Annotated in this window: 18 protein-coding genes; 14 read left to right on the top strand and 4 right to left on the bottom strand. The window is 63.2% G+C overall.

Annotation, left to right across the window (positions count from 1 at the left end; all coding sequences use genetic code 11):
• The first annotated feature begins 61 nt into the window (after window positions 1-61).
• The 7 genes from lysS (at window position 62) to HY696_08155 (ending at window position 13,757) form a co-directional block, all read left to right on the top strand.
• On the top strand, window positions 62-1,555 hold the full coding sequence (gene lysS, locus HY696_08185; protein ID MBI4238379.1) for a lysine--tRNA ligase: 1,494 nt from the start codon (window positions 62-64) through the stop codon (window positions 1,553-1,555).
• Window positions 1,552-2,820: an ABC transporter permease gene (locus HY696_08180; GenBank protein MBI4238378.1), complete on the top strand. Its 1,269-nt coding sequence runs from the start codon at window positions 1,552-1,554 to the stop codon at window positions 2,818-2,820. The genes lysS and HY696_08180 overlap by 4 nt, the downstream gene beginning before the upstream one ends.
• Window positions 2,821-2,826: 6 nt before the next feature.
• Complete coding sequence (locus tag HY696_08175) at window positions 2,827-4,290, top strand: ABC transporter permease (protein ID MBI4238377.1); 1,464 nt, start codon at window positions 2,827-2,829, stop codon at window positions 4,288-4,290.
• Window positions 4,291-4,425: 135 nt separating this feature from the next.
• Window positions 4,426-4,653, top strand: a complete 228-nt coding sequence (locus HY696_08170; protein MBI4238376.1) for a type II toxin-antitoxin system VapB family antitoxin — start codon at window positions 4,426-4,428, stop codon at window positions 4,651-4,653.
• Window positions 4,647-4,994, top strand: coding sequence for a type II toxin-antitoxin system PemK/MazF family toxin (locus HY696_08165; GenBank protein MBI4238375.1), 348 nt, complete (start codon window positions 4,647-4,649; stop codon window positions 4,992-4,994). The genes HY696_08170 and HY696_08165 overlap by 7 nt, the downstream gene beginning before the upstream one ends.
• A gap of 232 nt (window positions 4,995-5,226) precedes the next feature.
• Window positions 5,227-10,131, top strand: coding sequence for a thrombospondin type 3 repeat-containing protein (locus HY696_08160; GenBank protein MBI4238374.1), 4,905 nt, complete (start codon window positions 5,227-5,229; stop codon window positions 10,129-10,131).
• 53 nt (window positions 10,132-10,184) lie between these two features.
• Complete coding sequence (locus HY696_08155; protein MBI4238373.1) at window positions 10,185-13,757, top strand: hypothetical protein; 3,573 nt, start codon at window positions 10,185-10,187, stop codon at window positions 13,755-13,757.
• A gap of 119 nt (window positions 13,758-13,876) precedes the next feature.
• Here HY696_08155 and HY696_08150 read toward each other — a convergent pair whose 3' ends face one another.
• Complete coding sequence (locus HY696_08150; protein ID MBI4238372.1) at window positions 13,877-14,281, bottom strand: PIN domain-containing protein; 405 nt, start codon at window positions 14,279-14,281, stop codon at window positions 13,877-13,879.
• Window positions 14,268-14,465 (bottom strand): type II toxin-antitoxin system VapB family antitoxin, encoded by a 198-nt coding sequence (locus tag HY696_08145; protein MBI4238371.1) that lies wholly within the window; start codon window positions 14,463-14,465, stop codon window positions 14,268-14,270. The genes HY696_08150 and HY696_08145 overlap by 14 nt, the downstream gene beginning before the upstream one ends.
• Window positions 14,466-14,711: 246 nt before the next feature.
• Here HY696_08145 and HY696_08140 point away from each other — a divergent pair, with 246 nt between their 5' ends.
• The 5 genes from HY696_08140 (at window position 14,712) to rodA (ending at window position 20,190) form a co-directional block, all read left to right on the top strand.
• Complete coding sequence (locus HY696_08140) at window positions 14,712-15,722, top strand: rod shape-determining protein (GenBank protein ID MBI4238370.1); 1,011 nt, start codon at window positions 14,712-14,714, stop codon at window positions 15,720-15,722.
• 152 nt (window positions 15,723-15,874) lie between these two features.
• Window positions 15,875-16,738 carry a rod shape-determining protein MreC gene (locus HY696_08135; GenBank protein MBI4238369.1) on the top strand — a complete coding sequence of 288 codons (864 nt, stop codon included), beginning with the start codon at window positions 15,875-15,877 and terminating at the stop codon, window positions 16,736-16,738.
• The gene (locus tag HY696_08130; GenBank protein MBI4238368.1) at window positions 16,735-17,199 is read left to right on the top strand and encodes a hypothetical protein; all 465 of its coding nucleotides are present in this window, start codon (window positions 16,735-16,737) and stop codon (window positions 17,197-17,199) included. Before HY696_08135 ends, HY696_08130 begins: the two co-directional genes overlap by 4 nt.
• A gap of 10 nt (window positions 17,200-17,209) precedes the next feature.
• Window positions 17,210-19,093 (top strand): penicillin-binding protein 2, encoded by a 1,884-nt coding sequence (gene mrdA, locus HY696_08125; GenBank protein ID MBI4238367.1) that lies wholly within the window; start codon window positions 17,210-17,212, stop codon window positions 19,091-19,093.
• Window positions 19,090-20,190 carry a rod shape-determining protein RodA gene (rodA, locus tag HY696_08120; protein ID MBI4238366.1) on the top strand — a complete coding sequence of 367 codons (1,101 nt, stop codon included), beginning with the start codon at window positions 19,090-19,092 and terminating at the stop codon, window positions 20,188-20,190. Before mrdA ends, rodA begins: the two co-directional genes overlap by 4 nt.
• A gap of 435 nt (window positions 20,191-20,625) precedes the next feature.
• Here the strand turns inward: rodA and trxA are convergent, their stop codons facing one another.
• The gene (trxA, locus tag HY696_08115) at window positions 20,626-20,946 is read right to left on the bottom strand and encodes a thioredoxin (protein ID MBI4238365.1); all 321 of its coding nucleotides are present in this window, start codon (window positions 20,944-20,946) and stop codon (window positions 20,626-20,628) included.
• Window positions 20,947-21,117: 171 nt separating this feature from the next.
• Between trxA and HY696_08110 the strand changes: the two genes are divergently transcribed.
• Together HY696_08110 and HY696_08105 are read left to right on the top strand one after the other, a co-directional pair.
• Complete coding sequence (locus tag HY696_08110; GenBank protein MBI4238364.1) at window positions 21,118-21,891, top strand: hypothetical protein; 774 nt, start codon at window positions 21,118-21,120, stop codon at window positions 21,889-21,891.
• Between the two features lie 71 nt (window positions 21,892-21,962).
• The gene (locus HY696_08105; protein ID MBI4238363.1) at window positions 21,963-23,759 is read left to right on the top strand and encodes a thioredoxin domain-containing protein; all 1,797 of its coding nucleotides are present in this window, start codon (window positions 21,963-21,965) and stop codon (window positions 23,757-23,759) included.
• On the opposite strand, the gene HY696_08100 is transcribed toward HY696_08105, so the two are convergent.
• Window positions 23,756-24,079 carry a Rieske (2Fe-2S) protein gene (locus HY696_08100; protein ID MBI4238362.1) on the bottom strand — a complete coding sequence of 108 codons (324 nt, stop codon included), beginning with the start codon at window positions 24,077-24,079 and terminating at the stop codon, window positions 23,756-23,758. The genes HY696_08105 and HY696_08100 overlap by 4 nt on opposite strands.
• Window positions 24,080-24,107: the final 28 nt, after the last annotated feature.

Raw genomic sequence — 24,107 nt, 5'->3', positions numbered from 1 at the left:
CGCGTATTCGCTTCGCTCCTCACATTGACTTTTCGCCTGCGACCGCTTAACGCTCCGCGAGATGACTGATCCGATTGATGAATTGCGGGCGCGGCGGCTGGAGAAGCTGGCGCAGTTGCGGGCGTTGGGGTGCGATCCGTACGGGAACCAGTATCGGCCCACGCACCAAGCGGGCGCGATCCACGCGCAGTGGGGCGGCGTTGCTGGGCCGGGGCTGGACGCGCAACGTGTTGCGGTCGCGGTGGCGGGGCGCGTGGTCTTTAGCCGCGCGTTCGGGAAGGCGGGATTTCTCAAGCTGCTCGATGTCAGCGGCCAAATTCAAGTCTATTGCCAACAACAGCAACTCTCCGCCGACGATTTCGCCGTCTACCAATTAGTCGATGTCGGCGATCTGCTGTATGTCGAAGGCTATTTATTCCGCACCAAAACGGGCGAGTTGTCGGTGCATGCCGAACGCCTCATGATCGCGACCAAGTCGCTGCGACCGTTACCGGAAAAGTGGCACGGCCTCGCCGATGTCGAAACGCGCTATCGGCAACGCTATGTGGACCTGATCGCCAATCCGGCAGTGCGGGAGGTCTTTCGCCGGCGGAGTGCGGCGATTGCGGCGTTGCGGGAATTTGCGACGGCGCGCGGATTTCTCGAAGTGGAAACGCCGATGATGCATCCGATCCCGGGCGGCGCGGCGGCGCGTCCGTTTGCGACCCATCACAACGCGCTGGACGTGGACCTGTTTCTGCGCGTGGCGCCGGAGTTGTATTTGAAACGCCTGGTCGTGGGCGGCTTCGAGCGGGTCTTCGAGATCAATCGCAATTTTCGGAATGAAGGCGTCTCGACGCAACATAATCCGGAATTTACCATGATGGAGTGGTATCAGGCGTACGCCACATATGAAGACCAGATGCGATTCATTGAAGCGGCGCTGACCGAAGTCGCGCAGCGCACCACGGGCGCCACGGACGTGGCGTATCAAGGGACGACGCTGCATTTCGCGGGACCGTATCGGCGGTTGCGGATGACGGAGGCCTTAGTGGCGATCGGCGGCGTGCCGGCCGCGGTGTGTGTGGATCGGACGGCGGCGTTGCAGTTCGCGGAGACGCGGGGCGTGAAATGTAACGTGGCGCACGAAGGCGTCGGCGCGATCCTGACGGAACTGTTCGACACGTTGGTGCAGCCGCAACTGATCCAGCCGACGTTTATCACGCACTATCCGGTCGAAGTGTCGCCGTTAGCGCGCCGCGCGGCGGACGAGCCGACGCTCACGGATCGCTTCGAATTATTCGTCTTCGGGCGCGAGATCGCGAACGGCTTTTCGGAATTGACCGATCCGCTCGATCAAGCGGATCGGTTTCGTGCCCAAGCGGAGGCCAAGGCACGCGGCCTGGACGACGCGATGTACTACGACGCCGATTTTGTGCGCGCGCTCGAAGTCGGGATGCCGCCCACGGCGGGGGCGGGACTCGGCGTCGATCGCCTCGTGATGTTCCTGACCGACGCGGCGTCGATCCGCGACGTGATCCTCTTTCCGCTGCTGCGTCCGGAAGAACCCGCATGATTCCGTTCTGGTTGGCGCGGCGCTATCTCTGGTCCCCCGGCGGACGGCTGTTTGCGCGCGCGCTGACCGGCTTGGCGATCGGCAGCGTGGCGCTCGCCGTGTTCGCGTTGACCACGGTGTCCGGCGTCTTTCTCGGATTTGAACATCACTTGGAGGAAAAGCTGCTCGGGTTCCAGCCGCATCTGATGGTGCGGGCGCGGGACGGCGCGGAAACGGCGGCACTCGCCGACGCGATGGCGACGTGGGCGGCGCGCCATCCGGAGGTCCGCGTGGTCCCGGTGGTCGAAGGAGAAGCAGTCGCGCAATTGGTGGGCAAGGAGGGCTTTGCGGATGTCGGCGTACGGGTGCGGGGCGTGTCTCCGGAGGCGCTGATGGCATTGGCCGGCGCGGAATGGTTTTTCTCGCCGCGCTGGGTCGGTAATGGCGGGCGCAGCGCGGCGTCCGAGGCACTGTCATTCGATAAAGCGACCGGCACGGGCGGACTGGTGGTTGGGAGCGAGATCTTGGCCACGCTCGGCGTGGTGCCGGATGAACACGAGAGCGTGCGGCTGGTCGCGCCGTTGGGGCTCATCGATCCGGCGGGGAATCTGCAACCCTCGGTGCGCGTCTATCACGTGAGCGGATTTTTTCGGACCGGGCTGTATCAACAAGACAATAAACTCGTGTTCATCGCGAATGCCGAAGCGGAGCGGCTGTTGGGACCGCAAGCGAACGCGGTCTGGTTTGTCCATCTCACGGACGCCTCGGCCGCGCCGGCGATGGCGGCGTCGCTGCGTCCGCTGCTCGGGCTGACCGCGCGAGTGGAGACGTGGGAGGAGCAGAATAAGAAATTGTTTGCGGCGTTGGCGTTGGAACGCGTCGTCGTGACGCTGTTGCTTGGCCTGACGATCGGGATCGCGAGTGTGAGCGTGCTCGGCGTGGTCTTGATGCAAGTGCAATCGCGGCAGCGCGACTTGGCGATCTTGACGGCGATGGGCGCGTCGCGGCGGCTGCTCAGCCGTGTGGTGTTGGCGTTGGGCGGACTGATCGGCGGCGTCGGCAGTGTGCTGGGTGGCACGGCAGCGCTGGCGTTGGCGGCGTGGTGCGCGCGGCATCCGATCTATCTACCGGAGACGTTTTATTTGGAGACGCTGCCGATCGAAGTGCGTCCGGCGACGTTGTTGGCCGTCGCGGTCGCGGCGATCGCGATTACGATGGGCTCGGCGTGGTATCCGGCGTGCGTTGCCGCACGCTTGGATCCGGCGGCAGGATTGCGAGGGGAGTAAGCCGGCATGAACTGGTTGGTGTTTCGATTACTGCGCGCGCGTGGACGATTTCCGCTGCTGCGCCGCTTGGCGATGGGCGGGATTGTGGTCGGCGTTGCGTCGTTGATCATTACGTTCGCCATCCTCGATGGCTTCGGGACCGCGTATCGTGACGGACTGATCAACTTCAATGCGCCGGTCATGATTTTGCGTGAGGATGAACAGCTCGATAAGGCGGCGGTGACGGAGGCTGTGCGCGCGGTGCAAGCGCTGCCGCAAGCGGGCGAGCGGGGCGTCGGCACGGCGATCCGGTCGGCGACGCGCGTGTTGGAGTGGTGGGACTATCTCGAGTGGCAATACGATCGGCTGCTGATGGCCGTGGAGCCGTGGCCGCGGCTTCATGCGGGATTTGTGGCCGCGTCGCCGTTTCACTATGTGCGGGAACGGCAGCCGCCGGTCTGGCTGGAACGCTGCAAACACTTTTGGTTCGGGTCGGTCGAGGTCGAGGCGCGACACGGCGTCATCGCGGCGAGTCCGTTTCTGTATCGCGAAGGACTGTTGGTCGGCGGCGGCACGATTCGCGGCGTCGCGCTGCGTGGCGTGCAGGCCGAGGCCGCGATGCAAGTGATGCGGGTGGAATTGTCGCTGGATGCGAGTGTGACGAGTCTGCGCGCTGCGCTGACGCCGCGGGATGCAGAAGACCTCCCGATCGTGTTGGGACAGGCGTTGGCCGAGCAGGTAGGCGCTGGGGAAGTGCAGCTCTTTTTGCCGCGCGATCCGAAGGCACGTCGCGCGGAGTGGGAAGGGCGCACGGTGCCGGTCCGCGTGGTCGGGACGTTTAGTTCTGGGATTTATGAATTCGATACGCAATTCGCGTTGCTCGATTTGGCGTTAATGCAGCGACTCTACCAACGGCCCAATGTGGTGACCGGCGTCGAATTGCAACTCGACGATCTCAATAAGGCGCCGTGGATCACGAGCGCGCTGACCGATCGGTTGGGGCCCGACTACCATGTAGTGGATTGGCGCGAATTGCACCGTGAGACCTTCGAGGCTTTGGCGATGGAAAAAATCCTGTTCGGCTTGGTGATGGCGATCTTGATTGCTGTCGCCGCCGGCAACATCACGACGACCATCATCATTCATATCCTCGATCAAGTCCGCACCGTGGCGACGCTCTGCACGTTAGGCATGACGCGGCGCCGCGCGCAGCGGCTCTTCTTTTGGCAGGGCATGGGGCTGGGTGGCTGCGGCGTGTTGCTGGGGCTTGGGCTTGGCGCCTTCGGGGCGTGGAGCCTGGCCCATTGGCGGTGGTTTCGGCTCTCGCCGGAGGTCTATTTTATTCCGCACGTTCCGGCGGAATTGCACTGGGTCACGGTGGGCGCGGTTGCGCTGCTGGGCCTCGGCCTCTGTGCGCTGGCCGCCCATTTTGCCGCCCGCCGCGTCACACGGCTGCCGTTGCTCCATGCGTTAGGGCGGGGGTTTGTGTAGGGGGTGGTGGCTGGTGACTCGTGGCTGGTGGCTGGGGAGCGGACACATGTGAGTTGCATCGCCCAGTCACCAGCCACCAGTCACGAAAAAAAACATCTTGACGTCATCCAGAAGATGACGTGGTATATGACTCATATGCGTACTACGATTGTCCTCGATGATGCGTTGGCGGCACAAGTCCGAACGGTCGTGCGGGGGCGGCGACTGTCCGAGTTTATCGGTCAATGTCTGCGTGAATACTTTGAGCGGCGCGAGCGGGCGCAACGGATGCGAAAATTGGAGCAGGCGTATGAGCGGGCCGCCAAACGGGGCGGGGAGCACGCGTTCGAGGCATTGGATCGGGAAGAGTGGCCGGAATGGTAAGTCCACGGCGCGGCGATATCTTTTGGGTGAATCTCGATCCGACCGTGGGGACGGAGATTCGTAAGAAACGCCCGGCGATTGTGGTCTCCAATGATGCCGCCAACCGTCGCTATCACCAGGTCACGGTCGTCCCGATTACCTCACAGCGGATTGAGACGGTGGAGCCCTTTCAAGTCCCATTGTCGAGCGAAGAGAGTGGGTTAACCAAAGATTCGAAGGCCTTGGCGGAGCAGATCCGGACGGTTTCAAAGCTACGCCTTGGCCTGCGCGCCGGGCGGTTGTATTCCGAGACGCTGGACAAGCTCAATACGGCCATCAAGCTGCATTTGGACCTGGAGTAGTTTGGTGACTGGTGGCTAGTTCCTGGTGACTCGTGGTCCGATCCCAGTCACCAGGCACTAGCCACCAGTCACCGCTTTTCGAGCCACCAAACACGCTGTCATTCTGAGAATTTGGGTTGATCCGTACCCGTGTCAGAAACCTCGCACGCGGAATACTCGTGAAATCCCAGTATATTACGTATGTCGCCGCTGATCTAGGTTCGGGCACGGGGCTTGCTCATGAGAATGCCCTATGCGGGTGTGCTGGCTTCACCAGGCCGGGTTGGCCGCTGTGTTGGGCGTTGCGCTGACATTGGTCGCGTGTAACCAAAATGGGCCGGTTGCGGAGACGCCGCCAACTGCTCCGACTGCCGAAGTGCCGCAGACGCCGAATCCGCCACCAACGCCCGAGTCGTCGCCGGCGGAGACCGAAACGCCGCCGGCGACTACGCCGGATCCGGCGCCGCCGACCCCGATCGTCGATGATGCCGCGCCGATAGCGCCGGTTGAGGAGCCGGCGCCGCCGCCGAGTGCTGTCGAGCCGCCGAGTTTGCCCGTGGTTGTGCCCGCACCTCCCGCACCGCCGCCGCCGGTGGATACGGACAATGACGGGGTGGCAGACGCGGCCGATAACTGTGTGCTACTCGCGAATCCGGGACAGGAAGATGGCGATCAGGATGGGATTGGCGATGTCTGTGACGTGGATCGAGACAACGACAGCGTGGCCGATGCGGTCGACAACTGTCCGACGTTGGCGAATCCGGAGCAGGTCAATAGCGACGAGGATGCGCAGGGGAATGCGTGCGACAGCGACGATGACGGCGACGGCGCGGTGGACGGCGCTGACAACTGTCCATTAGTGGCCAACGCCGCGCAGACGGATGCCGACGCGGATGGGATCGGCGATCCGTGCGATGTCGATCGGGACGGTGATGGCGTCAGTGACGGCGTCGATAATTGTCCCTTGCTGGCGAATCCGCCACAAGACGATGGGGATCAAGACGGCTTCGGCGACGCCTGCGACAGCGATCACGACAACGACGGCCGGCTGGATGCCGCGGATAATTGCCCCGCGCTGGCGAATCCGGACCAGACGGACAGCGATGGCGATTTGCTGGGAAATCTCTGCGACGCGGACGATGACGGCGACGGTGTGGCGGATGGCGCGGACAATTGCGCGCTCGTGGCGAATGGCGCGCAAACGGACGCCGATGCGGACGGGCAGGGCGATGCCTGCGACCAGGACAACGACGGCGATGGGACCGCTGACGCGACCGACAACTGCGCCGCTGTTGTCAATCCGGCGCAGACGGATACTGACACGGATAGCGCCGGCGACGTCTGCGACGACGACGATGATGGCGACGGCGTGGCGGATGCGAGTGACGCGTTTCCGCTGGATGCGAAGGAATCAGTGGATACCGATAGCGATGGCACGGGGAACAACGCGGATACGGATGATGACGGCGACGGCGTTGCGGATGCGACGGACAAGTTCCCGTTGGATGCGGCGGAGTCAGTCGATGCGGATGGTGACGGGAGCGGGGATGTCGCGGATCCGAATGATGACAACGACAGTGTGCCCGACGCGGCCGATTGCGCGCCGACGGACGCGACCAAGCATACGGCCGTGACGCAATATGCCGACGGCGACGCGGATGGCGTGCGCACGAACGAGCAAGCCGAGACACTGTGTGCGACCGGCGCGGCCGCGCCCGGATTCACGACGGCGGTGAACGGGCCCGACAACTGTCCGCTGTTGGCGAACGTCGAGCAACTCGATACCGACGGCGATGGCGCCGGAGACGCCTGCGATCCGGACGACGACGGAGACACGGTACTCGACATCGGAGACAACTGTCCGAGCACCGCCAATGCCGCGCAAACCGATACCGACACGGATGGCCAAGGCGATGCCTGCGATGATGATGACGACGGCGACGGTGTGGCGGATGTGACCGACAATTGTCCGCTGACGGCCAGTTCGACGCTGACCGACACCGACCACGACGGCCATGGCGATGCCTGCGATGACGACGACGATGGCGACGGCGCGGCGGACACGATCGATAATTGCCCGCTCATCGCGAACGCCGCGCAGACGGACACAGACAGTGACGGCACCGGAGACGCGTGCGACGCGGACGCCGACGGCGACACGGTCGTGGACGCGACCGACAATTGCCCCACAGCGGCGAATCCGCCGCAGACCGACACCGACGGGGATGCGCAAGGCGACATGTGCGATGACGACGACGACAACGATGCTGTGTTCGATGCCGTGGATAATTGCGCCACTATCGCCAATCCCGATCAGGCCAATGCCGATGCCGACAGCGAAGGCGATCTCTGCGACGCCGATGACGACGGCGACGCCGCGCTCGATATCGCGGACAACTGTCCGAGCATCGCGAACGCGGCGCAAACCAATACCGACGGCGACGCCGAAGGCGACTTGTGCGACGCGGACGACGATAACGACGGCGTGGCGGACGCGATCGATTGCGCCCCGACACAGGCCACGCAACACATCACGGTGATGCAATTTCCCGATGCGGATGGGGACGGCGTGCGGGAGAGTGCCAGCGGCAGTAGTGCGTGCACGGCCGGTGCGGCGGACGCCGGCTTCACATTGGCCGCAAACGGTCCCGACAATTGTCCGGCCGCTGCCAATCCCGACCAAGCGGATACGGATGGCGACGGCGTCGGCAACGCGTGCGACACTGCGGAGCCGCCGACCTGTGCGCCGCCCGCGGATACGCCCGCGCTCGACAGCGACGGCGACGGTCAAGACGACGCGTGCGACGATGACCGTGACGGTGACGGCGTCGCGAACCAGACCGACAATTGTCCGGACGAATCGAACGCGAACCAAGCGGACAGCGATCCGGCCACGCCGGCCGGCAATGCGTGCGATAACAAGATCGACGGGATCTTGAGCGGCGTGGTGCATCATGCAATCAGCGGCGGCAATGTGATTGGGACGCCGGAACAAGCGCGCATCGATCAAGCGAAGTCGCTCGCGTTGGTCTCCGGATCGTTTGGGCAGTTCTTGTATGCGGCGAATGGCGTCAGTAGTCTCTATCAGATCGTATTGGATGATCAGGGCGATGTAGTGAACTTGAAAATCGTGTCCGTGGCCGGACTATCGGGAGCCGGCATTTCCGCCATTGCCACACTGCCCAATCAACAGGCGTTGCTGCTGGTCCTCAGCAATGTCACGGCCCAGAAAAAAGCGGGCCTCGCACGCTTGCCGTTGGACGCCGATGGTCAGCCGCAAGGCCCGGCCACATTGTTGCAATATCCGGTGACACTGCCGGATGGAAACGTGGGCACCCAAGACGTGACATTCGACCTCGCGACCCATAAGTTCGGCAGCACGCTCAATCCCGCGATTGCCGCCGGTCCGAGCCTGGCCGATGGGCTCTACGCCTACATTCCCCACCTCACGGCGGATGGGCAAGACAAGTCCGGCATTGTCTGTCTCCATTTGGATCCAGATGGCCATGCGCTCGACGCACCCACCCAAATGGCGCAGGTCGATTCGCTGTATGCCTTCTCGGCCGCAGTGCGCGACGTCGCCACCGCCACCGGGACGAAGCGGTATCTCTATTACCAAAGCGGCTATTGGAGCGGCGGCAAGGTCCATGCGTTACCAGTGAATGGTTGCGAGGTCATCGGCAATCAATCGACACCGGTCTCCAACCAGCCGTCGCTCATCAGTCTGGCGATCTCGAGTGACGGCAAGCAGCTGTACACGTGGGGACAACTGCGTGACCCGAAGACCACTGCGTATCTCGGATCCGTCGTCATGCATACTTCGCTCGCATCGTACGCACCCTCGACCGTCATCGCCGGGGACTTGCAGCAGTCGGGATGGACCGATGGCGATCCGTTGACCGAAGCGCGTTTCCGTCGACCGCATGGCATGGCGCTCGACGATCAATCCTCGCCGCCGCGTTTGTATCTGGCGGATTCGGAGAACCACACCATCAAGCGCCTGGACTTGGGCCCCGACGGGAAAGTGCACAACCTCATCGGCCTGAATATTCTGCCGAGCAAATGGCGCGACCCGTTCGTCGCCTTCAGTCCAGGTCCGGCCGCCAGTCTCCCCGATGCGCACGGGCGGCAGTACGTCTTTCTGCCGACCTATGAAGCGCAGACGCTGCATTACCTGATCCGCGATCTCCAGGGACGCGTACACGATTCCAAAACGCTGTTGGGGAAACCCTACACACTGAAATACACGTTGGATCCGGTGTTCAATGCAGACACGGCCGGATTCAAGTTGCCCCATAGTGTCGCGGTTGCCCAACCGAGCAACCAAGACCCGGCAACACCGCCGCGTTTCTTCGTCTACGTGAGTGAACTCAGTAACAATGGATATCCGCGCATCCGTTGCATCCAGTCACAGGCCGACGAAGACGGCCGACTGACCGCGACGGGGGAGAAGATGGTCGGCGAATCGACGGTCGCGAAGCTCACCTATCCGGAAGGGCTGGCCCTCTCGCCCGTGTCCGCAGCAGGGAAACAGTACCTGTATGTCCGCGATCGGCAGGTCATCAAATATCGGCAACTCGATCCGCAGACTTGTGGACCTGTCGCCCCGATCTACGCGCCGTTCGTGACCGTGAGCGGAACGGACATTCCTGAAACCAGTCGCGGCGGCATTGCGTTCGCGAATATCAACGAACAATGGTATCTCTATTTTACGACCATTCCGCAGTCGGGCACGAACGGCGCGAGCTACAAACTCTGGCGCGTGCCGCTCGATCCGCTCACCGGCAACGCCACAGCCGGCGCAGTGGCGGAGCATTTGGCGGGCTCCGGTCAGTCCGCAGTTGCCAATGGTGCACCGCTGAGTGTCGGCATCGGTGATGCCTACGGACTGGCACTCGCCCCGGATCAGAGTGCGTTGTATCTCACGACCTGGGCGCACCGCGCAGTGCTGAAAATCCCGTTAGGCAGCGATGGAAAGCCGAATGGCAATGTGCAGATCATTTTGAAAGCCGGTGTGGCCCGTGTCGATCACGCGCCGCTGACGACGCCGCAGTCCTTTACGAATATCGGCAAAGCCATCCCGTTGCCGCTGGCCGGCGGTGGCCTCTCGCTCTGGTTCACCGATTATCGAAGCAACAGCTTGTTGGAATTGCGGTAGCAGATTGTGTGAGGGAGAGTTCGAAAGATCGCCGCCATGAAGAAGAGGTCGCTATGACAATCCGGCAACGCGCGTTTCCCGTCATCCTGATAGTGGGGCTCATCTTGCATCCGATGCTGCTCCCCGTGGCGAACGCCTCGTGGTGGTCGTCGCACGCGTTGTCTGCGAAAATGCTGCAGTCGATCGTCCTCGATCCGACGGTTGGCATCATGGCTGCGGAGCGCGCGGCGACGGCGGCGATGTACACGTACTACGATCAATGCCGTGTCTATTTCGACGCAGTGGCCGACCACGCGTGGCAGATCGTCGAGGGGTTGCAAAGCGCGACGCACGGATCCGCGATGCAACCCCCACCGCTCGGCGCCCTTCCGACGGCGCCCCAACGTAGCAATCCCATGGCGTCGCTCGCGACGCCCGATCGCGGCCCCATGCCCCCGTCGCTGGTGCGCCCCCAACCGGCAACACCGCCGCAAGCGCCGACGCTGCAACAGGCGGCTACGGCATGCCAACCGTATCTCGCGGCCTACGTCCAGCAAGAGGCCCTGTTGCAACAACAGATCGAGACGTGGTGGAACGGGCTTGATGCCTCCGCCATTCACCAATCCGGCGATTATCGTGAACCGATCCAACTCGCGATCCACGAAGCCGCGCGCGCCGTGCGGAAGGGCTTTGTCGGACCGGGCCATACGGATCTGCCGGAATTGAAAGAGGCCCCCCAATGCGGCGGCGATTTCCTCCGCGACGGGCTGTTTGGCCGCTATCTGCTGGCCGCCTTTCGCGTGCCTGGACACTCCGTGGCCGACTATGCCGCCGCGTTGCAGGACCTGCAACGGCAACTCGGCTGCATCAGCCCGTCTCAATCCGCGCGGCTCGACTTGGCGTTGCGGGCGGCGGCTGAATTTGTCGATATCCAGTTGACGAAGCGTGGCTATCCGCAGCTGCGAGATAAGTTCCACTCGGCGTGGCTCAATCCATTCTTGTTGGTCGCCGACGCCAATGGCGCGCTCGGCGCGACGTATACGTATCGCGGGCTCCGTACCTTTCTCACGCCGTCGGTGTTGCATCCCCAAAACTCGGTCCTTCCCGGCGGGCAGCTCGCGCTGTCCGACCCACAGCGCGGGAGTCTAGTCTTTTTCTCCACCTGCGACGATTCGGGTGTCTTCGATCAAGCGTTGCCATCGACCGTGGCGCAACCCCTCAGCGCACGGACCCCTGCTGGCGGCGTGGCGCGCCAACTGTCCCAATCGTTGCATCCCGGGTCAAGCGCGCCGGCTGCCGCAGCGCCCGCAACGAGTGACAGCGAATATCCGCCGACCGGGTTCGGTGTTCCGACGGATCAAGCGGCTAAGGAAAATTGCCCTTCAACGGTCCCCGCCTGGCGGAACATGGCGCAACAGGCAACGTGCCGCTATCCGCTCTCCGCGCTGCAGTTCATCCTGGATCCGGTCCATCAAGGCCACGGCGTATGCGCGTATCACGATATGCTGCGCGGTGATGGGAAGTGTAAACTCTATCTCTGCGGCAATCGCACGCTGGAACTCGCGGCCTTCCTGGGCGGCGAAGGCCTGATGGCCGATTTCACCGCCGGCACGTCTCCGGCGCCGGACTCGGATTCCGCGACGACCGGGTGCGAACTCTTTAATCAGAGCGGCACCTTTAAGTGTCTTGACCAGCTGGCCACGGTGTCGGAGGGAGCGGCGCCGTTTGCGCGGGGTCGTTCGACAATTGGAGGGGGCGGTGGTGGCGGGGACCGCAGCGGCAATGCAGTGGCCATCGGGGCCACGTCTTCGTTGCCCGGCAACTGGTCCGAGGGATGTAACGGCGAAGCCGGGAGCGGGCCGATCGACGTGGGAGGAAGTAGCACGGAAGGTGGCGACGGAGAAAAGAAGGCAGCGAAAGAGACAGATGATGGCGGTGAAGGCGAGACGGGGAGTGGCGGCGAAGACAGTGATGACGACAACGGTAGTAGCGGCTCCAACGGAGGAGAGAGCGGCGGAAGCAACGATGCCGGTCAGGGTTCCGACGGTAATAGCAAGGGCAATGGTAATGGAGACCAGCAGCCTGGACAGCCGGATTCCGGCAATGCGCCCGGACCCGGGAGCGCGGCGCAGGGCCCCGGGGCAGCGAGTGCCAAGGCCCCGCAGCAAAATGTCGGAGAAAACTTGGCCCGACAGGCCAACCAGCAACCCGGCCATGGCGCCGGGGGTGGGCCGGGCGGCAACAGGGGAGGTAGCGCCGGCCAGCAGGGCGGGGGATCCGGGACCGGTAGCGGAGATCGCAATAGCGGCGGGGCGGGATCCGGATCTGGCGGGTCCGGTCATCCCGGTGGTCCGTCCGCTCCAGCAACGCCTGGGGCGCCCGGCAGGGATTCATCCGCGGTCCCGATGCCGGATCGCGCGGATCCGGCCAACCGGTCGGGCGACGAAGCCCCGGACTTAGGCGCGTTGCTGGAACAGCTGCAACAACGACTCAATGACGTCGAAGATCCGACGACCGGCGCGATCGACAAACAGCATCCGAACTATCCATCGTTTAGAAAGACGCTCACCCAGATACTCCACCATCCGCAGATCGAGCAGGCCCACACCAGAGCGTTGCAGCGCGCCGCCGCTACCGTCGGCAATCCGAGCGTCGGCACCGCGATCGGAGCGGCGTTGAACGTCGTGATGCCGGATGTCTCGCTGAATGGACTACCCGATGCCATCGCGCAGGCGATCACGGTGTTGCAGCATGCGCGGCTTTCAGTCGCCAAACCGGGTGACGGCGATTATTCGACCGCAGGGACGTATTATCCGGACGACACGATCTCGATCTATGCCGGCAGTATCTTGCTCACGACGCTTCGGAACAGTTTCCAAGGGACCGGTCCGGACTTTGTCAATGCGATCGTTCGCGGTTACCAACAGTCGATCGCCAAAACCGCCTTCCATGAGGTCGTGGCCCATGCCGTATTGGGTGCGTTGGGGGCCAACGGTTCCACCGAACAGGAGCATGACCTGCTGGCCGTCACGGTGGAACTGTTGACCGGCGAAACGGGGGCGGGAGGGGCGCAGGGACACAACACCAGTGTGTGGTTAGTGAACAAAGTGGTCAAGATGTACGGGACGACATCGAGCAGCGGGCCTGGCACGGGCACGGGCCAACAGGGCACCGGGGGCGGCTCTGCGCCCCACGACTGCGGTCCCGGCTCCGAGGGTTGCGGGACCTGCAACCTCGTGACGCAGCAGGCGCTGCATCTTTCCCAATGCCTCGGACTGCATCAAGATGCCGGCGCGCTGGCCGGTTCCCCGTTCGATGCCTCGCAGCAGGGTGGGTTCGGTCTCTTGCCGCCGAAGGAAGGGTTGTCGTCCGCGTGTTCCGATGGGTTTTGGCCGGCCTCTGCGGCGCAGCAGGCCTGCCCGATGCAGATGTGCGGGCCCGGCGAGGTCGGCGTCTCCGCCGGAAGCAGCGGCGGATCGTGTACCTGCCAACCGAGCGGCACCGGCAACCCGAAGGCGCTCCGCGGCACTCCGTGGCATCGGAGCAGCACCGGCTGTCCGGTCGTCGATTGCGCATCCGGGACCGTGTTCGATTTCGCCTCCTGCCAATGCCATCCCGAAGGCGCGGGCATGCGCGGCCTGCCGTAGCGGGCCGTGTGTACAACGGCGCGCGGCGATTGCTCAGGAATTCAAAAAAATGACCGCGGAGAATGGGGAGCGGGTTTTCTCCATAACGACTTCATGATGATCTGGCATTTACGTACAGATCACGGCACGTAGAGCGCGCACCCGTCGGCGGCGGCGATCCAGCTGAAGTGTTTGTCCAATGTGTAGACTGCGGCGTCGGCCGCTTTGGCGAGTGCGGCGATGTAGCAATCCGTCAGGTTGACCGTGTGTCCGCGGCGCCGGACTCGCGCGGCCAGCAATCCGGCGGCGTCCCAGTGCCGGTCATCGCTGGAGATCGCGTGGAGCGGTTGGAAGCGGGTCTGGATTTTCCGACCTTCCGCGGGGCTATGGGCCCCGTGAATTAATTCGGCCAGGATGATGGCGGCCGTGGCGACCTGTCCGAGATGCAACAAACGGTCGAGTGTTACGGTCAGCTTCGGTTCGGTCTCTCGAAAATAGGCGATCCAGACCGAGGTGTCGATCAAGACGAGGTCAGCGTTGGGCATGGCGGATCTCGTCGGCAGAGAGGTCGAAGGTGATCTTCCCTTTCAACTGGGCGATCTTTTCGATTTGACGGCGGCGGAGGTACTCGTGGATGGCGGTGAGCACGGCCTTGGCCTTGCTCTTGGCGCCGCTAACGTGTTGCAGCACCGTGATGAGTCGACTGTCGAGTGTAATAGTTGTGCGCATATATGTAAGATATTGTGCATAATTCAGTGACATAAGCAATCATCAATTACTCAAAAACTGTGTGTAGTAGCCTTGGAGTGAGGACGCGCCATGGGGCAAACGGCCGGGCCAGATCGCAAAAATTGGTGCTAGCGCTTTCCAGAGGGCTTTGATAGGGCCTCCGAGCTGGAGCGGGGGAGTGTCACGCCCTTCAAGGATTACTTACAGTCAGGAGAATTGCTCATGTTTCTCGATCCATTAATCGGGATGTTTTCAAGTGATATGGCGGTTGACCTCGGCACGGCGAATACGCTGGTCTATGTGAAGGGAAAGGGGATTACCGCCTCGGAGCCCTCCGTGGTCGCGATCCATCGCACCGAACGGGGCGGCAAGAAAGTCATCGCGGTGGGGAAAGAGGCCAAGGAAATGCTCGGTCGCACCCCGCTGACCATCGAGGCGATCCGCCCGATGAAAGACGGCGTGATTGCCGATTTCGAAGTCACCGAAGCCATGCTCCGCTATTTCATTCAGAAGGCGCACAATCGCAAGTCATTGGTGCGGCCGCGCGTGATCGTTTGCGTTCCGTACGGCGTCACGCCGGTGGAGCGGCGCGCGGTACGCGAATCGGCGCATTCCGCCGGGGCGCGCGAAGTCTTCCTGATCGAAGAGCCGATGGCGGCGGCCGTTGGGTCCGGACTCCCGATCATGGAACCGTGCGGCAGCATGATTGTCGATATCGGCGGCGGCACCACTGAGGTCGCGGTCATTTCGCTCGGCGGCATCGTCTTCAGTAAATCGATCCGCGTGGCCGGCGACAAAATGGACGAAGCCATCGTCCAGTACTTGAAGCGTAAATACAACATGCTGATCGGCGAGCGAACGGCCGAGGCGATTAAAATCCAGGTCGGGAACGCCGCACCGAACGGCGAAGTGAAATCGATCACGGTGAAGGGGCGCGACTTGGTCGCCGGCATCCCGCGCACGTTCGACGTCAACTCCGACGAAATCCGCGAGGCCATTCTCGAACCGGTCACCTCGATCGTCGAGGCGGTGAAATTCACACTGGAACGGACGCCGCCGGAATTGGCCTCCGATATCGTCGACCGCGGGATTATGCTGAGCGGCGGCGGCGCATTGCTGCGCAATCTCGATAAACTGATCACCGACGAGACGGGCCTCCCGGTCCGCGTCGCCGACGATCCGCTCACCAGCGTGGTGCTGGGATCGGGGCGGGCCCTGGAAGAGCTGCATCGCTATCGCGATGTCACCGTCCAGTGATGGGAGCTTCGCATAATACCTCATCTGCGTCGTTGCCCGCGGAGCCGCGATCCTCACGTACAAACACGTACGCTCCGGTCGCGGCTCCACGGGCGCCTAGCATCTGAGGCATTCTTCAAAGCTCCCGAACAAAGCTGAACAGCGGTATCCACATGTATCTGCGTTCGCAGCGTCCTCCCTCACCGTGGCGTTCCGTGCGTCGGATCGCGATGCTGTCGGCCGTGAGTCTGGGCCTGCTGGCGTGGTGGACGCAGGACCGTGCGAGGGTCCCGTGGTGGGAGCGCGTGCTTGGTCGGCCGTTGGTCGGGCTCGGAGCGACCGCTGAAGGCCTAGGAATGCGGCTGCGCGGCTGGTGGCAAGGCGATGCGGAACGAGAGTTGGCGGCGCTGCGGCAAGAGTTGGCTGTTGCGCGCGCGGCGGTCGTGGGGGCCGAAGAATGCCGCTTGGAGCGCGATCGGCTCCGCGCCATGGTGCAATTAAGTGGCGTTGTTAATGCGCAGCCGCGTGCAGCGCGCGTGCTGTTGCACGAGCTGCGGGCGCCGTACAAGATCGTCATCATCGATCACGGTGCGGCTGATGGCGTGGTCCGCGGCATGCCGGTGATCGCGGCGGAAGGTTTAGTGGGGCGCGTGGAACGTGTGGCCGAGCACCAAGCCACCGTATTGCTGCTGACCGATCCGACCCACGCCGTCGACGTCGTGACACAACGGACGCGCGCGCGCGGCATTCTGTTGGGGCGCGGCGACGCGTTAATCTTGGGCCGACCGACCGGCGTCACGCGGATTGAATATTTGCGCGGCGACGCGGGATTGGCGGACGAAGATGTGGTCGTCACCTCGGGCCTAGATGGCCGCTATCCGGCGGGTCTGCCGGTCGGCACCGTGCGACGCGTGGAACGGACCGCCGACGGCCGTGTCGAATCCGCTGAAGTGGTTCCATTTGTCGATTGGGGCGCCGTGGAATTAGTGAGTCTGTTGCCGGTGGCGTCAGCCGTTGTTTCCCCGAGCGTCCGATGAAATCGTACTGCACCACCGTTGTTGTCGCCCTCGTCGTCTGGTGGTGTGCGCGTGGCATAGGACTGCCGGTCGATCCGTTCCTTGTCATGGTCTTGCTCATGGCGCTCGATGCGCCCAATCACCGCTGGGCGCTCGGCGTTGTCTGCACCGTCGGCGTGGTGGCGGAATCGCTGCTATTGCTGCCGTTCGGGAGTCTCAGCAGTGCCTATCTGTTCACGTACGCCGTTGTCGGCGGCGCGGTGCGGCGCTTACACGTCCGTAGCATTGCGCCGCGCGCGCTCTGGTGTGCCGTGGGCGCCGCGCTCGCCGGTGTGTGGCAACAGTGGATCTATGCCGGCGCCGTGGCGTGGCACTGGGCACTGCTCGGTGACATGGCGTGGCACGTCGCCGTAACGCTTACGCTATCTTGGCTCGTGACGCGCTGGCTCATTCCACAACACGCCTACGAGTTTCCTGCCTGACGGACGGTCTATGGATCTGAATCGCCATATGACGGAGGATGTCTCGCGCCGTGTTTTCGTCGTTGCGGCAATCATCGCCGGATTTTTTCTCGTCGTCGTCGCGCGTCTGGTGCAACTCCAACTCATCGACGGAGCGCGCTATCGCACCTTCGCGCTCGAGTACGGTATTCGCGAGCGGCGTCTCCCCGCGGAGCGCGGCCAAATATTGGATCGGCGCGGCGTGGCGCTCGTACACAACGAGCCGCGCTACGACGTGGCCGTCATCCCGCAATATCTCGGCGAGCCGAACGCCGTGGCGACCACATTGGCGTGGTTGACGGGTCTCGAGGCGGAACGGCTGCGGGTGCAGTTGCAGGGCGTGCGGCGGCAGTCCCCATTGGAACCGGTGGTCTTGTTGGAAGACGCCTCGTTGGACCTGGTGAGCCGCGTCTTGGCGTGGCAATCGCCGTGGTTCGACGCCACGCAACCCGCGAATCCATGGATCGGCGCCTTCTATCCGTTCGATCTGCGCGGCGTGGAAGTGGTGCGCGGATTCCAGCGCAGTTATCCGGATGGGCGCTTAGCCGCGCACGTGCTCGGTTATCTCAAAGAAATCGATGCGGACGAACTGCAGCGACGCGCTGCAGACGCGCCCGATGTGTATCACGCCGGCGACTGGATCGGCGTGCGCGGTATCGAGGCGCGCTGGGACGCGGTGTTGCGCGGCCGCGACGGCGCGTATGCCCAACTAGTCGATGCGCGCGGTGCCGAAGTGTCGTACCCGGAAATCACGCGGACCCTCGCGTGGCAACGCGCGCGACCGGGCGCCACGTTGCGGCTGGCGCTGGACGCGCGGCTGCAAGCGCGGGCGCGGGCTGCTTTATCAGGGAAAAGTGGTTCCGTCGTCGCGCTCGACCCGCGGACCGGCGGCGTGTTGGCGATGGTCAGCGAGCCGGATGTGGATTTAGCGCGGTTGGCGGGGCCGGAGCGGAACGCGTATTTGGCGGAATTGAACCAAGATCCGCAGCACCCGTTTTACGCCCGCGCCACCCAAGCGGCGTATCCGCCCGGTTCGACCTACAAAATCGTCGTGGCGACGGCCGCGTTGCAAGAAGGCGAGATTCGGCCCGATGAGCCCGTGCACTGTCCCGGCGGCATGACGGTCGGCGGACGCACGTTTCAATGTTGGCGGCGCGGAGGGCACGGACGCGTCACGCTACAACGCGCGCTTGCCGAGTCGTGCGATGTCTATTTCTATGAACTCGGCCGACGTTTAGGACCGGATCGGATCGCCCGCTATGCCGCGCGCTTCGGACTTGGCCGCGCCACCGGCATCGACTTCCCGGGAGAAAACGCCGGGCTGATTCCGACGGCCGCGTGGAAACAGCAACGCCGCGGCAAGCCGTGGAGCGTCGGCGATTCGCTCTCCATCGCGATCGGCCAAGGCTACAATCTCGTGACGCCGCTGCAAGCCGCGACCATGGTCGCCACGATCGCGAATGGCGGCTTTGCGGTGCGACCGATAGTTGTCGAGGAAATCCTCGGCGACCCTGTCGCGGCGGAAGCTTGGCAATCCGCACAGCCGCCGCCGGAGCGCGTCGTGCCGCCCGCGATTGTCGCCGCCGTGCGTGACGGACTGATCGGCGTAGTGGAAGGGCCCGGCGGCACGGCTGGCCGATTAAAATCGCTGCGTTTGAAGATTGCCGGAAAGACCGGAACGGCGCAGGTCGTGGGGCTGCTGCGCGGGACCAGCGTTCGGGAACATAACGACCATGCGTGGTTTGTCGCCTTCGCACCGTACGACGATCCCCGCATCGCGGTCAGTGTGCTGGTCGAACATGGCGGCCACGGCGGCGCCGCCGCCGCGCCGATTGCGGCCGAGGTGATCAAGGCGTATTTGGAGATGCAGCCATGAACCGACCGCGTGGACATCTCGTGGTCATCAGCACCGTGTGCTTGCTTGTGTTCGTTGGCGCGGTCAATCTGTACAGCGCGCTGTTCGTTTGGGGCGGAGGCGGTCGCGCGAGCTTGATTTGGCAACACGGCATCTGGATCGGCGTCGGCAGCGTGTTGTGTGCGCTGTTGATGCGATACGACTATCGCCGGCTCCAGCGCAGCAGTGGCGTGTGGCATGGCGTGGTGGTTGGACTGCTAGTGCTCGTTTTACTGGTTGGTCGCACGATTGGCGGCAACAAGAGTTGGCTCGCGATCGGCGGATTCGGCATTCAGCCGTCGGAATTCGCCAAGTTGACAACGATTATGATGCTGGCCGCCTACGGCGCCGAGCGTGTCGTGCCGCACGGTTATGGACTGCGCGAACTGTGGCGACCGTTGTGCTGGCTCGGCGTGCCGACGGGCTTGATCGCGTTGCAACACGACGCCGGCACCACATTGTGCATGGGACTCTTGAGCGGATCGTTGCTGCTGTTTGCGCGCGTGCGTCGCTATCTGGTGTTGACCTGCCTCGGCCTGAGCCTCCTCGGTGCCGGAATCGCGTATCGGACCATGTTAGGGCCCGCCCAACGCGCACGCATCGAAACGTTCCTCCATCCGGAGTCCGACCCGCGTGGCCGCGGATATCACTTGATCCAATCGAAGGTCGCCGTCGGGTCCGGCGGCTGGTTCGGCCGTGGCTTTCGCCAAGGACAAGTGAACAAATTGCGATTCCTGCCGGAGAAACATACCGACTTCGTCTTCCCGGTCCTGGCGGAGGAGTGGGGATTCCTCGGCGCGCTGTGCGTGCTGGGTCTCTATTTCGTGTTGCTCTTGGCCGGCCTGCAAACGGCCCGCACCGCGCGCGACCGCTTCGGCGCGCTATTGGCGGTCGGGATTGTGTGCTGGTTGTTTTGGCAGATCGCGATCAATATCGGCGGCGTGCTCGGCCTGATCCCACTGACCGGCATCGCCCTCCCATTTCTCAGCTACGGCGGCTCCAGTACCTTGATGACGTTCGTTGCGATGGGATTGCTATTGAGCGTTTATCGAAGACGTTTCTTGTTTCCGGAGTCGTAGTGTCCCAGAACTACATTTTCGTATTTATCGCAGCGTAGGGTGTATGCACGGAGGGCCAGGAGCACGGGCCGGGCCCCGCCAGGGTACGCGGTCGACTCGCCATCGAGGCGAGTCGCCGCTCACCCTCGCCGATTTCAGCATTACATTACGCAAGGATAAATCGGCTCCGAGAGCCCCTGGCGGGGCCCGGCCCGTGCTCCTGGCCGTGATTCGACCGCACCAGCGTTGTCTCTTTCGGTATGCGGAGCCTGTCCAGGCTCTCGCCGGGTGGATGGGGCAGGGGTCCCCAGGGGCTCTCGGAGCTGTTTTCTCCTTGCGAAATCTAACGACGAAAACAGCGAGAGCGAGCGCGCGGCGCCTCGATGGCGCCGCGATAGCGTACCCTGGGGGCCCCTGGCCCCTCCGCCCGGCCCCCGGAACGAGCACTGCGCCCAACTACGCGAATAATCCGAGAATGCGTTGTTTGGGCACGGCGCCGACGGCTTGATTGACGAGTTCGCCGCCTTTGAATACCAGCAGCGCTGGAATCCCGCGGACGCCGTATCGGGCCGCCAATTGCGGATTATCGTCGACGTTCACCTTGCAGATTTTTACTTGGCCCGATTGCTCCAATGCAACCTCTTCCAATACCGGCGCTAACTGGCGGCACGGCCCACACCACGGGGCCCAAAAATCGACCAACACCGGGACCGTGGACTGCAAGACCTCGGTGGAAAATTGTGCTTCATTCACATCGCAGATCTGTGCGCTTGCCATAGTGTCTAGCCTCCTTCAGGTTGCGTGCGCGTATAATGGATGGGCGGACGATTGTCAAAAGCTCGCGAACGCGCACCGTTATCTAGTTGACCCGACGAGGCGGACTCGGTAGAGGAGTCGCGTTCTCATGGGGCGTGGAGTCTTCAACCTTTTCAACAAGGAGGCATTCATATGAACAAGGGCATCATCAGCGCATTACTGCTGGGGACGGCGCTCGTCACCTTCGGGTGCGGCAGCACGACCAGCACCGGGACCAGCAGCAGCTCAAGCGGCGGCAGTAGCACGGCCGGCGGGACCGACGCCGGCACCGGGACGGCCACGTCGAGCGTGTTTTCAACCCAGATGGCATCGAACGGTACCGGCGCCGCGAACTCGGAAAGTGTCGCCAAGGCCGTCGCGAAGGCCCTGAAAACGGCGGCTGTGGGTAAGACCGAGACGACCGGGGAGATTAACGAACCGATTCCGGCGAAGAGTTGTACCACGAGCGGGAGCGTGAGTGGCTCGATCACAGGGACCTCGACGGTCACGTCCGAAGGCCAAACGCTGACCGGGATCACGTTGGATTGCACAATGACGATGAACTTCGAGGACTGCGTGGAGAGTGCCGCGGTCCCGACCTCGTCCGGGTCGACCTGCACGCTCACCGCGACGTTGGACGGGACCTTGCCGTGCGATCTGACCGGGTCGTTCACCACCAGCACGCTCGATTTCGACATGACCTGCGCGACTACGAGCGCTTGCGAGGGCTTTACCGTCACGGTCGGCGGGACGGCGCACACCATCGGCTTCAACTTCTCCGCCTCGATGGCTGGCAATGTGTCGAGCGTGGACGGCGACGACGTCACGATGACCGGCAGTCTCTGCATCGACGGCGACACGTTCACGTTTGCAGACTTGGAAGCCCAGGCCGACGACTTCACGGCCGAGCAGTTGGGTTGCCAGTAATCAGTCTTGTGTCGACTTGACACAGATCGGGGCCGGCGGATTCCGCCGGCCCTTTCTGTTTGAGGAGGCCTATGCCCAATCGATTAGCAGCGGAGCAGAGTCCATACCTCCGGCAGCACGCGGACAATCCGGTCGATTGGTATCCGTGGGGTGACGCGGCGTTTGCTGCGGCGCGCGCCACGGATCGACCGATCTTTCTGAGCATTGGCTATTCGACGTGCCACTGGTGCCACGTGATGGCACACGATTCGTTCGAACGCGCCGATGTGGCGGCCGTGTTGAATCGTCACTTCATCAGCGTCAAAGTGGATCGGGAAGAACATCCGGACGTGGACCAGATATATATGGATGCGGCCGTTGCACTGCACGGCCACGGCGGATGGCCGCTCTCCGCCTTCCTCGATCACGAGCGCCGCCCGTTTTTCGCCGCGACGTTCTTTTGGCGAGACCAATTCCTCCAACTCTTGGAACAGCTCGCGACGCTGTGGCGCGCCGATCGCGCGCGGATCGTCATTGTCGCTGCCGAATTGACGACCGTGTTGCGTCGGCCGGAGCCGCAGGAAATTCCCGGCACCATGTCCGATGCAATCGTCGAGCAAGCGGTCGCGGCATGTCACGCCCATTACGATCCCAATGCCGGCGGTTTCGGCAGTGCGCCGAAGTTTCCGCCGAGCACGACGCTGCAATGGCTGCTCCGCACCCATCTGCGCACGCGCGCGCCGCAGACGGTCGAAATGGTGATTCACACGCTGGATCAGATGGCGCGCGGCGGGCTGCACGATCAGCTCGGCGGCGGATTCCATCGCTACGCCACCGACGCGGCGTGGCGCGTCCCGCACTTTGAAAAAATGTTGTACGACAACGCGTTGTTGGCGACGACGTATGCCGAGGCGTTTGCCGTGACTCGCACGCCACGTTTCGAGACCGTTGCCCGATCCACGCTGGACTACGTGTTGCGCGATCTCACCGACCCGAGCGGAGTTTTTTATGCCGCAGAAGACGCCGACAGCGAGGGCCGCGAAGGGGCATTCTACGTCTGGACGGTTACAGAGTTGCAAGCCGCATTAACGCAGGAGTCGCATGCCGCGTTCGCGCCAGTGTATGGTGTATGTTCCGAGGGGAATTTCCAACCAGAACATGGCGATGCCGTCGGCGAAAACATCTTGTTTCTGCCGCCAGAGCTTTCGTGGGAGGCGGTAGACGTGCCGCTCATCGCGGCTGCACGCGCCGCATTGCTCGCCGTGCGGGCGCAACGCGTGCGTCCATCACGCGATGAAAAGATCGTGACGGGTTGGAACGGTCTGATGATCAGTGCGTTGGCGACAGCTGCACGGACTTGCGCCGAGCCGCGCTACACTGAGGCTGCGCACCGTGCCGCCGATGCGCTGCGCACGCACGTTTGGCGCGCGGAGCAACTCTTCCGCTGCGCGGATGCGCCGCATGCCGCGTGCTTGGAGGACTACGCTTATTTGATCCACGGATTACTCGCGTTGTATGCTGTCGATCAAGATTGCCGTTGGCTCGCATGGGCGCAGGCGCTGCAAGCGGCGCAAGATGTGCAGTTGTGGGATACACACCGCGGTGGCTATTTTTTCAGTCCCGAGGCCGGCGATCTGATCGTGCGCCAAAAGCGCTTCGACGATGGGGCCTGTCCCGCACCGAATGCCGTGGCGGTGGGGAACTTGCTGCGTCTTTACGAACTCACGCACGAGGCCACATATCGCACGCGTGCCGAGCAGTTGTTGGAGAAATATGCCGCGCGTCTCGCGCAGGCGCCGATGGCCTACCTGAGCGGACTCATTGCCTGGGACGCCACGCGTGGTGCCAATCTGTTGAATCCAGCGCTGCCGACGACATGTACGGTTTAAGCGATTTTGACCCACAGGGCCGTGCCGCGCACTTCCACCGGAAATAGCCGGAGACTGCACTCGGTGTCGCCGCGCAGGCATTGCCCGGTGCGGAGGTCGAATTGCCACGCATGGCCGGGACAGGTGATCGTGGCGTCGCTCAGTGTGCCGCGCGACAGCGCCCAGTCGGCGTGCGGACAGCGGTCTTTGATGGCGATATATGTGGTGCGGACCTGAAAGATCGCCACGGGAAATTTCGGCGTCAAAATGACCAACGGCCGATCCGGTGCACATTCGGACACCGATCCGGCGCAGACCCATCCGACTGGATCGGGCTGCAACGGGCGTGTCAATCTCTTCAAATCTGAA

The sequence above is a fragment of the Deltaproteobacteria bacterium genome, assembly GCA_016210045.1.
In the GTDB taxonomy this organism is placed as follows: domain Bacteria; phylum UBA10199; class UBA10199.
This window is presented reverse-complemented; position numbering and strand designations above follow the sequence as displayed.

What these genes read in the sequence shown, in the direction of transcription:
- HY696_08135 (MBI4238369.1), top strand. Translation starts at nt 15,875, where the DNA reads ATGTATCTGCGTTCGCAGCGTCCTCCCTCACCGTGGCGTTCCGTGCGT.
- lysS (MBI4238379.1), top strand. Translation starts at nt 62, where the DNA reads ATGACTGATCCGATTGATGAATTGCGGGCGCGGCGGCTGGAGAAGCTG.
- HY696_08110 (MBI4238364.1), top strand. Translation starts at nt 21,118, where the DNA reads ATGAACAAGGGCATCATCAGCGCATTACTGCTGGGGACGGCGCTCGTC.
- HY696_08140 (MBI4238370.1), top strand. Translation starts at nt 14,712, where the DNA reads ATGTTTTCAAGTGATATGGCGGTTGACCTCGGCACGGCGAATACGCTG.
- mrdA (MBI4238367.1), top strand. Translation starts at nt 17,210, where the DNA reads ATGGATCTGAATCGCCATATGACGGAGGATGTCTCGCGCCGTGTTTTC.
- HY696_08155 (MBI4238373.1), top strand. Translation starts at nt 10,185, where the DNA reads ATGACAATCCGGCAACGCGCGTTTCCCGTCATCCTGATAGTGGGGCTC.
- HY696_08170 (MBI4238376.1), top strand. Translation starts at nt 4,426, where the DNA reads ATGCGTACTACGATTGTCCTCGATGATGCGTTGGCGGCACAAGTCCGA.
- rodA (MBI4238366.1), top strand. Translation starts at nt 19,090, where the DNA reads ATGAACCGACCGCGTGGACATCTCGTGGTCATCAGCACCGTGTGCTTG.
- HY696_08105 (MBI4238363.1), top strand. Translation starts at nt 21,963, where the DNA reads ATGCCCAATCGATTAGCAGCGGAGCAGAGTCCATACCTCCGGCAGCAC.
- HY696_08180 (MBI4238378.1), top strand. Translation starts at nt 1,552, where the DNA reads ATGATTCCGTTCTGGTTGGCGCGGCGCTATCTCTGGTCCCCCGGCGGA.
- HY696_08150 (MBI4238372.1), bottom strand. Translation starts at nt 14,281, where the DNA reads ATGCCCAACGCTGACCTCGTCTTGATCGACACCTCGGTCTGGATCGCC.
- HY696_08130 (MBI4238368.1), top strand. Translation starts at nt 16,735, where the DNA reads ATGAAATCGTACTGCACCACCGTTGTTGTCGCCCTCGTCGTCTGGTGG.
- HY696_08175 (MBI4238377.1), top strand. Translation starts at nt 2,827, where the DNA reads ATGAACTGGTTGGTGTTTCGATTACTGCGCGCGCGTGGACGATTTCCG.
- HY696_08165 (MBI4238375.1), top strand. Translation starts at nt 4,647, where the DNA reads ATGGTAAGTCCACGGCGCGGCGATATCTTTTGGGTGAATCTCGATCCG.
- trxA (MBI4238365.1), bottom strand. Translation starts at nt 20,946, where the DNA reads ATGGCAAGCGCACAGATCTGCGATGTGAATGAAGCACAATTTTCCACC.
- HY696_08160 (MBI4238374.1), top strand. Translation starts at nt 5,227, where the DNA reads ATGCGGGTGTGCTGGCTTCACCAGGCCGGGTTGGCCGCTGTGTTGGGC.
- HY696_08145 (MBI4238371.1), bottom strand. Translation starts at nt 14,465, where the DNA reads ATGCGCACAACTATTACACTCGACAGTCGACTCATCACGGTGCTGCAA.